Origin of the sequence: Vulgatibacter sp. (genome assembly GCF_041687135.1) — a bacterium.
Lineage (GTDB): Bacteria > Myxococcota > Myxococcia > Myxococcales > Vulgatibacteraceae > JAWLCN01.
In genome coordinates this window covers 233,772-246,862 of the sequence record NZ_JAWLCN010000001.1, presented here as the reverse complement: position 1 = coordinate 246,862, position 13,091 = coordinate 233,772, and the positions used below count along the sequence as shown (strand labels likewise).

The following is a 13,091-nucleotide window of genomic DNA, read 5'->3' as shown; positions in this document are numbered from 1 at the left end:
TCAGCGTGGCACGGGGTATTTGGCGAGCTTGCGCTGCAGCGAGCGGCGGTGGAGGCCGAGGAGGCGGGCAGCCTGCGAGATGTTCCCGCCGCAGTCGGCGAGCACGCGGTTGATGTGCTCCCACTCCGCGCGGGCGAGGGAGGCCACCTCCGCAGCGGGCGCCGCGGTGCCGGGCTCCCTGGCGAAGGCCGCGAGGATCTCGTCGGCGTCGGCGGGCTTCGGCAGGTAGTTGCAGGCGCCGAGGCGCATCGCCTCCACCGCGGTGGCGATGCTGCCGTAGCCGGTGAGCACCAGCACCTGCGTCGCCTCGTCGATCGCCCGCAGCTCCTTCACCAGCTCGAGCCCCGAGCGGCCGGGCATGCGCAGATCCACCACCGCCAGCTCCGGGCTCTCCGCCAGGGCGAGCGCGACCGCCTCCTCGGCATCGCCGGCGCCCCGGGCCTGCAGGCCCCGCGCGGCGAAGGCGCGCACCAGGCGTTCGCGGAAGGTCGCGTCGTCGTCCACCACGAGGATGCTGCTATCGTCGGTGCTCATGGCCTTCTCCTCGGCAGGCGCAAGGTGGCGCGGGTGCCGCTACCCGGTTCCGACTCGAGGAGGAGATCGCCCCCGAGCTGCTCCGCGGCGGTGCGCGCGAGATGGAGTCCGAGCCCCATGCCGCGCCCCGGCTCCTTGGTGGTGAAGAAGGGCTCCACCGCCCGGCCCAGCGTCGCCTCGTCCATGCCCGTTCCCGTGTCGATCACCGCGAGCTCCACCGTGCCGTCGAGGAGCCGGGCCTGCAGCTCCACCCTGCCCGCCGGCGGCGAGGCGTCGAAGGCGTTGGCGAGGAGGTCGCGCACCGTGCGGACCACCGCGCCTGCAGGCAGCGGCTCCGGCGCCAGCGCGGGCGGAAGGTCGATGAGGAGCCGCGCCCGGCGCTCCGGCGGAAGCGCCGCCGCCACCTCCGAGACGATGGTGGCCAGCGGCGCCGGACGCAGCTCCTCACCGCCGGGGGCCCCCGCCTGCTCGCGCAGCTGGCGCAGGATCGCCTGGCAGCGATCCACCTGCTCGCGGATCAGCCGGGCGTCGGCCCGGGTCTCCTCGTCCGCGGCGGCCCGCTCCATCTCCCGCGCCGCCACCGCGATCGTCCCGAGGGGCGTGCCCAACTCGTGGGCGGCGCCGGCGGCGAGGGTGCCCACCGCGGCGAGGCGCTCGTAGCGGCTGCTCCGCACGCGGCTCTGCTCGAGCTCGGCCTCCCTGCCCCGCAGCGCCCTGCGCAGCTCGGTGGTGAACCAGCCGATGAGCGCCGCCGCCACCGCATTGGCCACCCACATGCCCTGGAGGTGGAGCGAGAAGGCGCGGGCGTCGCCGTGGTGGGCGTGCTCGAGCTCGGGGATGGGCACGTGGGCGAAGAAGAGCAGGCCGTAGCAGGCGAGGGAGAGGACGGCGATCGAGATCGACCAGGCCGGTCGCAGCACCACCGCCGCGAGGGTGACGTGCACGAGGTAGAGCACGCCGAAGGGATTGCTCGATCCGCCGGTGAAGTAGAGGAGCCCGGTGAGGAGGAGCACGTCGAGCGCGAGGAGCGCGCCCACCTGCCGGGTGGAGATGGAGCGGCGGGTGCGCAGCCAGGCGAGCACGCCGAAGTTGGTGCCGGCGGTGGCGGCGACCAGCGCCAGGAGCGGCAGCCACGGCAGGTGGAGGCCGAGGGGCCCTGCGGCGACGCCGAGGGAGACGAGCTGTCCTGCGACCGCGCCCCAGCGGAGGCGAACGAGGCGAGCGAGGGCGATGCGCGGCTCGCTCTCGGAGCGCGCCAGGGATGCGAGCGGGGGAACCACGGGCGGAGCGTAGGGAGCCGGGACGCGTGCGGTCAACCGCGCCGCGGCCCGGCGCTCGAGGCCACTCGGCCGGAGCCACCGCATCGCCGCCGTCACCACCGCTCGACGGGGCCTCGGTGCGGCGCCAACAGGCCGTGGATCCGCCGCCGCAGCCAGGTCTCGATGCCGTCGTCCGTCTCCACGAAGCCGTATTGGAAGATCGCCCCCTGGATCATCGCCTCGAGCTGGCCGGCGAGCTCCGCCGCATCCACCTCGCCCACCAGCTCGCCGCTCTCCACCGCCTCGGCAACGAAGGTCCGCAGCGCTTCCCGCGTCCGCGCGAAGAAGCGCCCGGCGGAGCGACGGAGCGTCGGGTGCGCCGCATCCTCGGAGAGCCGGCGCAGGTGCTCGTCGAGCCGCAGCGAATCGACGCTCCGTGCGATCGCGCGGACCAGCGCGTCGATGCCGGCGAGGCCACGCGCCGCGGTGCGCTCGGTGTCGAAGGCGGCGAGGAGCCTGCGCCATCCCTGGTCGCGCGCCAGCACCGCGAGGCGCTTCTTCGTCCCGAAGCGTTTGATCAGCGCCGCCGGGGAGAGCCCGGTGGCCCGCCGGACCTGCGCCAGGGTGAACGAGTCGAAGCCCTCCCGCGCGATCACGGGGAAGGCCCGCTCCAATACCTCGGCATCGCTCGCCATTTTCGGTCGGCCCATGGGCGTTGTTGGTAAACGACCATTCACCTACGTTCAAGCGCTCCCGCCACGAGGAGGAAGCGATGCACGAGGAATGGGTCGAATACCGGGACGGCGATCGCATCTGCGAGGGCTTCTTCGCCTGGGAGCCCGTGGCCGGGAAGCGCCCGTGCGTGATCGTCTGTCACGCCTGGGGCGGACAGGGCGACACCGAGCGCGAGAAGGCCCGGGAGCTGGCACGCCTGGGCTACGTCGGCTTCGCGATCGACGTCTACGGCAAGGGGCGCCGGGGCGATCCGCTGCAGGGCAACGAGCGTCTGATGCAGCCCTGGCTCGACGACCGTGCGGCGCTGCGCCGCGCGCTGCTCGCGGGCCTGGACTGCGCGGCGCGCCACCAGCAGGTGGACGAGCGGCGCGTCGCCGCCCTCGGCTATTGCTTCGGCGGGCTCTGTGCCCTCGACCTCGCCCGGGCGGCACCCGCCGGCCTGCGGGCGGTGGTGACCTTCCACGCGGTGCTCACCCCGCCGCGTCTCGGGGCCCAGCCGCCGATCGATGCGAGCGTGCTCGTGCTCCACGGCTTCGAGGATCCCGTCGCGCCGGCAGCGGACGTGCTCGCGCTGGCCCGTGAGCTCACCGCAGCCGGTGCCGACTGGCAGGTCCACGTGCACGGCCACGCGATGCACGCCTTCAGCTTCCCCGGCGCCAACCTGCCTCACCTCGGCATCCGATACGACGCCAACGCCGCGAGCCGCTCGGCAGCCGCGGCGGATGATTTCCTCCGCGCCGCACTCGCGGGGTAGGCGGGATCGTGCGCAACGACTGGAGCGCGCTCGCATCCCAGGGCGTGTCCGGCTCCTCCAGCGCCGTCGCGCACGCGAACGGGGCCTCGCGCCCTGCCCGCGATCGGGAGCCGGCCGCCGTGTGACGCATGATTCGGTACGAAGATCTGCAGCAGATCGCGCTCGGCCTCGCGGAGCACCGTGCGCCGGGACCGGTGCTCGACCGGATCGTCGGCGGCCTCGCGGCGGCGCCGGACGTCGCCCTGGCCCGCATCTGGATGGTCGGCCCGGGCGACGAATGCGCGACGTGCCCGATGCGCGCCGAGTGCCCCGACCAGACGCGCTGCCTCCACCTCGCCGCGAGCGCCGGCACGCAGGCTGCGCCGGTTCGCCCGAGCGACGGCAGCTTCCGGCGCTTTCCCCTGGGCGTCCGCAAGGTCGGCAGGGTCGGGCGGGGCGAGTCGGTGCTCCTCGACGCGGCTGCAGGCGACGACTGGATCGTCCACCGCGGCTGGGCGGAAGCGGAAGGGATCCGTGCCTTCGCCGGCCAGCCGCTGATCTTCCACGGCGAGACCCTGGGCGTGCTCGCCGTCTTCAGCCGTGCCTCGATCGGCGTCGAGGAGTTCGGCTGGCTCCGCACCTTCGCCGACCACGCGGCGGTCGCCGTCGCCAACGCCCGCGCCTTCGACGAGGTGGCGCGGCTGCGCGACGCGCTCGAGCAGGAGCGCGACTACCTGCGGCAGGAGGTCGAGGAGGCACGCTCGTTCGGCTCGATCGTCGGCGATGGCCGTGCCTTGCGGGCGGTGCTGGAGCAGATCGAGCCGGTGGCCGCCACCACCGCGACCGTGCTCGTGCTCGGCGAGTCGGGCGTCGGAAAGGAGCTCATCGCCAGGGCCATCCACGAGAGCAGCCCGCGCCGCGACAAGCCGCTGGTTCGGGTCAACTGCGCCTCCATTCCGCGCGATCTCTTCGAGAGCGAGTTCTTCGGGCACGTGAAGGGCGCCTTCACCGGCGCCCTGCGCGATCGGGCGGGCCGCTTCCAGCTCGCCGACGGCGGCACGCTCTTCCTCGACGAGGTGGGCGAGATCCCGCTCGAGCTCCAGGGAAAACTCCTGCGGGTGCTGCAGGAGGGCACGTTCGAGCGGGTGGGCGACGACGCGACCCGGCGGGTGGACGTGCGCGTGGTCGCAGCCACCAACCGCGATCTGAAGGCCGAGGTCGCCGCCGGTCGATTCCGCGCGGATCTCTACTACCGCCTGGGCGTCTTCCCGATCGTGGTGCCGCCGCTCCGCGAAAGGCGGGAGGACATCGTGCCGCTCGCCCGGCACTTCATCCAGCTCGCCTGCGCGCGGATGGGGATGCAGGCGCTACCGCTGCCGCAGCGCCAGGCCGAGGTTCTCGAGCGCTACGACTGGCCGGGCAACATCCGCGAGCTGCAGAACGTGATCGAGCGCGCGGTGATCCTCTCGCGAGGCGAGAAGCTGCAGCTCGACCTGGGCGCGGCAGAGCCCGTCCCGCCCGAAGCGCCAGCCAGCTGGGTGGACGACGCCGAATGGCGACGCAGGGAAAAGGCCAACCTCCGCGCCGCGCTGGAGGCCGCAGGGGGCAAGGTCTACGGCAGGGAGGGCGCCGCGGCGCTGCTCGGGATCAAGCCCACCACCCTCGCCTCGCGCCTGCGGGCGCTCGGCATCGCGGCGTGAGCGCACGAGGTCTCGTGAGAACACGAGATCTCGTGCCTATCTTCACGAGCTTTCGTCGCCCTCGAGGCAGCGAGCCCGCCGGCAAGCGAAAATAAAGACATCCACGTCTGGCACGACGGTTGCTCTTCGCCTCTCGCACTCGCCGCCGCCTTCCGCGGCCGAGAACAGAGGGATCGCAATGAAGAAGCAGCTCCTCGCACTGGCCACCGTCTCCGTCCTCACATCCGCATGCGCTTCCGCTGGTGCCACGCCGCCGCAGCACAGCCAGGCGCCCCTCGCTTCGCCGCCCGTGGCGTACAAGACCGTGGAGGTCGACGGTCTCGAGATCTTCTACCGGGAGGCGGGCCCCGTGGATGCGCCGACCGTGCTGCTGCTCCACGGCTTCCCGACCTCCTCGCACATGTTCCGCGACCTGATCCCCGATCTCGCCACGCGCTACCACGTCGTCGCCCCCGACTACCCGGGCTTCGGGCAGAGCAGCATGCCTGCGCGTGATGCGTTCGATTACTCCTTCGAGAATCTCTCGCACGTGGTCGAGCGGTTCACCGATCGGCTCGGGCTCGATTCCTTCAGCCTCTACCTGATGGACTACGGCGCACCGATCGGCTTCCGGATCGCCGCGCGTCACCCCGATCGCGTGGAGGCGCTGGTGATCCAGAACGGCAACGCCTACGAGGAGGGGCTCCGCGCGTTCTGGGATCCGATCAAGGCCTATTGGAACGAGCCCACCGCAGCGAACCGTGACGCGCTGCGCGGTCTGCTCACCATCGACGCCACGCGTTGGCAGTACACCCACGGCGTGCGCGACACGACGCGCATCAGCCCCGACACCTGGACCATCGACCAGCAGCGGCTCGACCGGCCGGGCAACCAGGAGATCCAGCTCGATCTCTTCTACGACTACCGCACCAACGTGCCCCTCTACCCCGCCTGGCAGGCGTACTTCCGCACCCACCAGCCGCCCACGCTGATCGTCTGGGGCAAGAACGACACCATCTTCCCGGCGGAGGGCGCGCATCCCTACAAGCGTGACCTCACCAACCTCGACTTCCACCTCCTCGACACCGGCCACTTCGCGCTCGAGGAGGACGGCGACGTCATCGCCGCCGCGATCCACCGCTTCCTGGCGAAGAACGTGCTCGACGACTGACGCGGCTCTCGTCCACAGCGGCGCGGGGCGGGACGCCTGGGTCCCGCCCCGCACGCCGCTCGCTACCTGCGGCGGCGCAGCAGCGCCAGGGCAGCGAAGGCGAGGCCCGCCGCGGAGGTCGAGGCCCCGCCGCTCGCGCAGCCGCCCTCCTCCGCCGGCGCCGGCTTCTCCTGCTTCGCGGTGACCACCACCTGCACCAGCGCCTCGCCGGTTGCCCCGCCGGCGTCGGTCGCCTCGAGCTGCACGTTGTAGAAGCCCGGCGCGGCGAAGGCGTGGGTGACGATGGCACCCTCCGCCTCCTCGCCGTCGCCGAAGCTCCAGCGGAACGAGGCGACCTCGCCGTCGGGATCCACCGAGCGACCGGCGTCGAAGGTGAGCTTCTCGCCGACGACGGCGAGGCGCGGCTTGCCCGCATCCGCCACCGGGCGGGCGTTGATCCGCACCGCGATCGTCTCCGTGGTGCTCGCGCCGCGGTCGTCGATGACGGTGAGGGTGACGAGGTGGCTGCCGCCCTGCTGCCAGGCATGGCTGGCGGTGGGGCCGCTGGCCGTCGCGCCATCACCGAAATCCCACTGCCAGGCGATGATCACGCCGTCGGCATCGGTGGAGCCCGAACCGTCGAAGCCGAGCGCCACGCCGGTGATCCCCGCGTCCGGTCCCTCCACCACTGCGACCGGGGCCTCGTTGGAGAGCGCCTCGCCGTCCACCTGCACCAGGACGAAATCCTCCGCCATCGCCCCGGCGTCGTCGGTGACCACGAGGCGGACGAGCCAGCTGCCGGCAGCGTCGTAGCTGTGCTCGACGGTGGCGCCGGTCGCCGTGGTGCCGTCGCCGAGGTCCCACTCGTACGCGGCGATGGTGCCGTCCACGTCGAAGGAACCGCTGGCGTCGAGGAGCACGGCCTCGCCCACCGAGGCGCGGCGGTGCGCACCCGCGTCTGCCACCGGGGCCTGGTTGCCCACGGCCCCCACGGTGACCACCGCCGCATCCTGGCCGATGGCGCCCTTGTCGTCGGTGACGGTGAGCCTGACCAGGTAGGTGCCGGCTGCCGAGTAGGCGTGGGTGATGCTTGCGCCCGTGCCGGTGGAGCCGTCGCCGAACTCCCAGGCGAAGGAGACGATGCTGCCGTCCGGATCGCTCGACGCCTCCGCGTCGAAGAGTACGCCCTCGCCCACCGAGGCCGAGCGGGCGCCGCCGGCACGAGCCACCGGCGGCAGGTTGCCCTCCTCGTAGATGGTGACCAGCACCGCATCCTCGTCGGTGCCGCCGTCCGCGTCGGTCACGCGCAGCCGCACCAGGTACGAACCGGTCGCTGCATAGACGTGCTGCGGGCGCTCCAGATCGCTGGTGGTGCCGTCGCCGAGATCCCACTGCCAGCTGGCGATCGGCCCCTCGTCGTCGGTGGAGCCGCTGCCGTCGAACTGGATCTGCGTGCCCACCGGCGCCGCGTAGGGACCGCCCGCGTGTGCCACCGGCCGGTTGTTCTGCGGCGGCTCCACCACCACCAGGGTGAGATCGCTGTCGGTGGCGCCGTCGTCGTCGGTGACGACCAGCCGCACCACGTAGGAGCCCGCGGCGGCGTAGGTGTGCTGCACCGAGCTGCCCATCGCCGCCTGGCCGTCACCGAAATCCCAGGCCCAGGAGGCGATCGAGCCGTCGGCGTCGCTCGAGCCGGAGGCGTCGAGGGTCACCGCCTGGCCGAGGCCCACGGTGGAGGGCAGGCCCGCCTCCGCCACCGGCGGGAGGTTGCCGGGCGAGGTGGAGCCGGTGACGGTGACCAGGGCCTGCGCCTCGTCGGTGGCGCCGCCGTCGTCGGTGACGGTGAGCTGGAGCAGATAGGTGCCGGCTGTGGTCCAGGTGTGCGAGGGGCTCGCGCCGGTGCCGGTGGTGCCGTCGCCGAAGCGCCAGCTCCAGCTGGTGATGGTGCCGTCCGGGTCGGTCGAGCCGCTGCCGTCGAGGGAGAGCGCCGTCCCGGCAGCGACGGTGTAGGGACCGCCTGCGTCCGCCACCGGCACCTCGTTCGCCGCGGCCTGCACGAGGACGAGGGTGCTGGCGCTGCCCGTGGCGCCATCGTCGTCGGTGACGGTGAGCGTCACCGAGTAGATCCCGGCGGCGGCCCAGGTGTGCTGCACGGTCGCGCTGCCGCTGGTGTTGCTCTGCCCGTCGCCGAAGTCCCAGGACCAGGAGACGACGCTGCCGTCGGGGTCGCTGGAGAGGCTGCCGTCGAGGGTCGCTGCGGTGCCCACGCCCACCGTCCGCGCGGGACCGGCGTTCGCCTGCGGGGGCAGGTTGCCGCCGCTCGATCCGCCCACGACCACCGCGATCTGGTCCGAGTCGGTGGCGCCGCGGTCGTCGGTGACGGTGACGGTGGCGAGGTAGACACCGGCCGTGCCGTAGGTGTGGGTCACCACCCTGCCGCTCCCGTTCGGCGTGCCGTCGCCGAAATTCCAGAGATAGCCGACGATGTTGCCGTCCGCGTCGGACGAGCCGCTGGCGTCGAGGGTGATCTGCGTGCCGGGCGCCACGTACTGATCGGTGCCGGCGCTCGCGACCGGCGGCAGGTTGTTCGCGACGGTGACGGTGAGGCTGTCGGTACCGGTCACGCCCTGATCGTCGGTGACTGTGAGTTGCACCGTGTACGTGCCCACGGTGGTGAAGGTGTGGCTGGTGGCGGCCGTGGTGGCGTGAGCCGAACCATCGCCGAAGTCCCAATCCCAGGCGACGATGGAACCGTCCGCGTCGTAGGAGAGCGAGCCGTCCAGCTGCACGGTGGTATTGGGCAGGACGACGCGATCGCTTCCCGCCCGGGCAACGGGCGCGAGGTTCTCGTGCCACTCGTAGGCGCCCAGATCGACCGTGGCGGTGCCGTCGAGATTGCCGTCGTACTGGCGGGGCTGGCCGTCTGCATCGGTCGTCGGCAGCGAGAGCCCGTTGCCCATGTCGAGGGCAGGCGAGCTCGCCTGCAGCCGGTAGTTGTAGGCGAGGCCGCGCCACTCGTAGCCGGTCGACGAATACGTGGAGTAGTTGTAGCTGCTGCTGGTGCGGGTGAAGTCGATGGTGAGCCGATCGCCTACGCCCTCGGCGAGGGTGCCCGTGCGGTTGGACGTGTAGCGGGCCGCCTCGCCGTAGCGATCGACGAGGCGCAGCGAGTAGCTGTAGCCGCTCGTTGCCGAGAGGTTGGCGCCGGTGACGCGGATCACCGCGGCCCCGGGCTGATCGATGGTCCAGCTTCCGCTACTGTAGCCGGAGTAGATCGAGTGGCTCACCGCGCTCCAGCTGCCCGACGGCTGCAGCGGCTGCACGTAGAGGGGATTGGCGGAGGTCGAGCCGGTCCCGGCGGAGCAGCTGTCGTAGTTCGACGTGTTGCCCCACACGTTGTTGTGATCCATCGACGGGCAGGTCGTGCCCAGCACGGAGATGCCGGTGGCGCTGTTGGTCACCAGGTTGTTGCGCACCACGAACGAGGGAGCGTCCGCCACGTTGCGGACGAGCAGGCCCGCCCCGGTCCCGCGAACGTTGAAGGGATCCGTGCGGTTCCGATCGATGGTGTTGTTGAGCAGGCTGAAGCTCCTGCCTGCCGCCTGGTGGAGATCGGCGCCGGCGCTGGCATTGCCGGCGAGCACGCTGTTTTGCAGCGTGAGCGCGCTGCCCGACGAGGCCTCGATCCCGTTGGCCCCGTTGAAGATCAGCCGCGTGGCCTCGACCGTGGCGGTCGATCCGCTCTCCAGCTTGATCCCGTTGCTGCGGTTCGAGGTGAGCTCGCAGCGCGAGATCGTCCCCGTCACCCGGTCGTGCAGCGTGAGCGCCGTGCCGCGGTTGCGGCGGAAGATCGAGTCGCTCACCGCGTAAATCACGCCGGTGCTGCCGTCGTCGCGGAGCTCCATGCCGGCCAGGTTGTCTTCGACCACGAGGCCCTGCAGCGCGAGGCCACCGACGCTGCGCGACTGGAGGCCGATGATCGCGTGCCGGATCGTCGCGTGGGTGATCGACGAGGCGCCCGCGCCGATGTCGACGACGATGCCGTACCAGGAGCCCGCGCTGCTGCTCACGCCCTCGATCACGATCGGCGAGGCAGCGGTGCCGTCGGCGAGGAGCGTGCCGCGCACGATCAGCTCCACCTCGCCGGCGTCGGTGCCGGAACCGAGCGCGTCGCTAGACGCGGCCTGCACCACGACGCCGGGCTCGATGGTGAGCGTGGCGTGCGAGGCGACGGTGACGTCACCCGTGAGCCGGTACGGCGAGTTCGCCAGGCTCCAGGTGGTGTCCACGTTGATGTTGCCGATGACGTCGGTCGCCCCTGCGGTCGCGGGAAGCGCGAGCAGGAGCGCGCCCAGAAGCGCGTGCGTTTTCATGTGCGGTGAGCCCCCTTCGCCGTGCGCTCTCCAGCACGGCGCAGCGAGCGTTCCCTAACACGCCCGGTTTTCGGTCAGCCAGTTTCCGTGCGTGAAGGCTCGCACGGAGTGTGAGAGCACGTAGGCAGCCGCCCACACGCCGCATCCCCGGGGCTCGGTTGCCGGTGGCGCATGGGAGTGCGGATTCCCGCACCTCCCGGCGCTCGCCGTCGCTGCTAGGTTCCGCCCCCTCCCGTGCCGGGAGCGTTCTTGCCGGTGACCTCATGCGTGCATCCAACTTCCGTCGTCTCGCTTTTCGCGCGCCCTTGCTGGCGCTCGTACTCCTCCTCGCAGCCTGCGGCAGCGACGGCGGGGATGGGGCCGACGCCGCCCCCCTGAACACGCCTGCGCGGACGCCGGTGGGCACGCCGACCGGCGACGCGGTGGCTGCCACCATCGGCGCCGCAGGCGGCACCCTCGAGACGCCGGACGGCGCCGTCCGGCTCGAGATCCCGCCGGGCGCCCTCAGCAGCGACGAAGAGGTCTCGATCCAGCCGATCACCGCCGAGGCGCCCGGCGCCATCGGTGGCGCGTTCCGGCTGCGGCCCGAAGGCGTCACCTTCGCCCAGCCGGTGCGCTTCACCCTCGCCTGGGAGGACGATGAGGTGGCGGGCACCGCCCCGGCGCTCCTGCAGATCGCCAGCCAGGAGGCCGAGGGCAGCTGGCGCGCCTACGAGGCGAGCGCGGTCGACGAGGCGAGCCGCACCGTCTCCGTCGACGTCGAGCACTTCAGCGACTGGTCGCTGGTGGCAGGTGCCGTGCTCTCGCCGCAGCAGGCGACGGTGAAGGTCGGTCAGAACCTCGAGCTCGCCGTGCTGATCTGCGAGCGGGTGAGCGACGACGAGACCCTGCTCACCTCGCTGGTCGCCAAATGCCAGAAGAGCGAGATCCTCGCCCGCTTCGTCGGCAACTGGTCCGTGAACGGTGTCCCCGGCGGCGACGCCACCGCCGGCAGCGTTTCGAAGCAGGCCGACTCCACCGCTCGCTACACCGCACCCGGCGCCGTGCCCTCCTCGAACCCGGTCGCCGTCTCCGCCGAATACACCGGCCTCGAGGACGGCGTGAAGGCGATCCTCGTCGCCAACGTGACCATCGAGCCGGCACCCTGCGGCGGCAACGATCCGCTCGAGCCCTGCCGCTACGAGCTCGCGAAGTTCGAGGGGCAGTCCCTCCCGTACGAGGACCTCCCGCGCGAAGAGTGGGAGAACCCCGAGCGCGTGGTCGATGGCGCGCTCACCCTCGACGACTTCGACGGCGACGGCGAGGGCACCTGGATGGTCCAGTACACTTGGATCGAGGAGCGCGACCACGACGAGCTCGAACACGTCGTCCAGGTCGGCGGCTACTACGAGCCCGGCACGGGCGGGTCCACGTCCTTCGAGGCCCTCGGCGGCCCCACCTTCCAGGGAACCATCGACGACGACGAGGTGCAGCTGACCGGCTTCCCCTTCTATACGAGCAACGCCACCCTCGACGTCGCGCTCACCTTCACGCGCTGACTTCCCGTGCTGGCCGCCCGATGGGCGAGCCGCCATCGCTCCTCCCGGGTGCATATCGATGCCGCGTGCAGCGCCGGTGTTCCCGGCGCCACGCGACCAGCAGGTCGCAAACCGGCCTGCGACCGGGGGGAGAGATGCTGATCAGCCAGACGAATGGGATGCCGACGCTCGTGCTCGTCCACGGCGCCTTCGCCGAATCGGCCAGCTGGGCCGGCGTCCTCGAGCGGCTCCTACCCTTGGGCTTCCAGGCCATCGCCGTTCCCAATCCGATCCGCAGCCTGGGCGGCGACGCGGCCCTCGTGGCCAGCGTCGTCCGTTCCCTGCGCGGACCGGTCGTGCTCGTCGGCCATTCCTACGGCGGCGCCGTGATCACCAACGCCGCCCGCGATCTGGAGAACGTGCAGGCCCTGGTCTACGTCGCCGGCTTCGCACCCGACGCAGGCGAGAGCATCGCCGAGCTCGCGGGCCGCTTCCCCGGCAGCACGCTCGGCGACGCGGTCGAGCCCGTGCCGCTCGACGATGGCTCGGTCGACCTCTACATCCGCCACGACCGCTTCCGGGACCAGTTCTGCGCCGACGTTCCCGAGTGGCAGGCGACCGTGATGGCAGTCACCCAGCGGCCCCTGCGCGACGTCGCCCTCAACGAGCGCTCGGGAGAGCCTGCCTGGCGGCGGATCCCGTCCTGGTTCCTCATCCCGGAGCTCGACCGGAACATCCCCGCTGCCGCCCAGCGCTTCATGGCCGAGCGGGCTGGCGCGCGGGAGGTCGTGACCCTCGACGGCGCCTCGCACGCCGTCGCCGTCTCCCAGCCAGGTGAGGTCGCCGGACTCATCAGCCGCGCAGCCGCTGCGATCACGAGCACCCAGGAGCTGCAGCCCGGCGTGCACTGAGTCGGTGCGGAGGGGGCGGGCTCCGGGTTCGGACGCCCGCGTCTTTGGCGGAAGCGTCGCCGCTCCTCGAGCCAATCGACGCCGGGGTTTCGTGATATCCGATCCACCGCGGCCGGAGCGCGGCGCTCTCCCTGGGCGGCCTCGTTGCCGCCCGGTGCGGCGAAGACACCGCGCGCGCCGGCCCCCGATGGAGTCGCGCG

At 72.0% G+C, this 13,091-nt stretch carries 9 protein-coding genes; 5 read left to right on the top strand and 4 right to left on the bottom strand.

Going from position 1 to position 13,091, the window contains the following annotated elements; genetic code table 11:
• The 3 genes from ACESMR_RS01175 to ACESMR_RS01165 all read right to left on the bottom strand — a co-directional run bounded on the left by ACESMR_RS01175 (window position 1) and on the right by ACESMR_RS01165 (window position 2,503).
• Window positions 1-534 (bottom strand): response regulator transcription factor, encoded by a 534-nt coding sequence (locus ACESMR_RS01175; RefSeq protein WP_373044346.1) that lies wholly within the window; start codon window positions 532-534, stop codon window positions 1-3.
• The gene (locus tag ACESMR_RS01170; RefSeq protein ID WP_373044344.1) at window positions 531-1,814 is read right to left on the bottom strand and encodes an ATP-binding protein; all 1,284 of its coding nucleotides are present in this window, start codon (window positions 1,812-1,814) and stop codon (window positions 531-533) included. The genes ACESMR_RS01175 and ACESMR_RS01170 overlap by 4 nt, the downstream gene beginning before the upstream one ends.
• Window positions 1,815-1,906: 92 nt before the next feature.
• On the bottom strand, window positions 1,907-2,503 hold the full coding sequence (locus ACESMR_RS01165) for a TetR/AcrR family transcriptional regulator (protein ID WP_373044342.1): 597 nt from the start codon (window positions 2,501-2,503) through the stop codon (window positions 1,907-1,909).
• A 62-nt stretch (window positions 2,504-2,565) separates the two neighbouring features.
• Between ACESMR_RS01165 and ACESMR_RS01160 the strand changes: the two genes are divergently transcribed.
• The 3 genes from ACESMR_RS01160 to ACESMR_RS01150 all read left to right on the top strand — a co-directional run bounded on the left by ACESMR_RS01160 (window position 2,566) and on the right by ACESMR_RS01150 (window position 6,111).
• Window positions 2,566-3,282: a dienelactone hydrolase family protein gene (locus tag ACESMR_RS01160; protein ID WP_373044341.1), complete on the top strand. Its 717-nt coding sequence runs from the start codon at window positions 2,566-2,568 to the stop codon at window positions 3,280-3,282.
• Between the two features lie 128 nt (window positions 3,283-3,410).
• A complete protein-coding gene (locus tag ACESMR_RS01155) occupies window positions 3,411-4,961 on the top strand; it encodes a sigma 54-interacting transcriptional regulator (protein WP_373044339.1) in 1,551 nt (516 codons plus the stop codon).
• Window positions 4,962-5,139: 178 nt separating this feature from the next.
• Window positions 5,140-6,111 carry an alpha/beta fold hydrolase gene (locus tag ACESMR_RS01150; protein WP_373044337.1) on the top strand — a complete coding sequence of 324 codons (972 nt, stop codon included), beginning with the start codon at window positions 5,140-5,142 and terminating at the stop codon, window positions 6,109-6,111.
• Between the two features lie 62 nt (window positions 6,112-6,173).
• On the opposite strand, the gene ACESMR_RS01145 is transcribed toward ACESMR_RS01150, so the two are convergent.
• Window positions 6,174-10,463: a PKD domain-containing protein gene (locus ACESMR_RS01145; protein ID WP_373044335.1), complete on the bottom strand. Its 4,290-nt coding sequence runs from the start codon at window positions 10,461-10,463 to the stop codon at window positions 6,174-6,176.
• A 263-nt stretch (window positions 10,464-10,726) separates the two neighbouring features.
• Between ACESMR_RS01145 and ACESMR_RS01140 the strand changes: the two genes are divergently transcribed.
• Entirely contained in the window at window positions 10,727-12,001 is a 1,275-nt protein-coding gene (locus ACESMR_RS01140; protein WP_373044333.1) for a hypothetical protein, read from the top strand.
• Between the two features lie 158 nt (window positions 12,002-12,159).
• Entirely contained in the window at window positions 12,160-12,891 is a 732-nt protein-coding gene (locus tag ACESMR_RS01135; protein WP_373044331.1) for an alpha/beta fold hydrolase, read from the top strand.
• Window positions 12,892-13,091 lie beyond the last annotated feature (200 nt).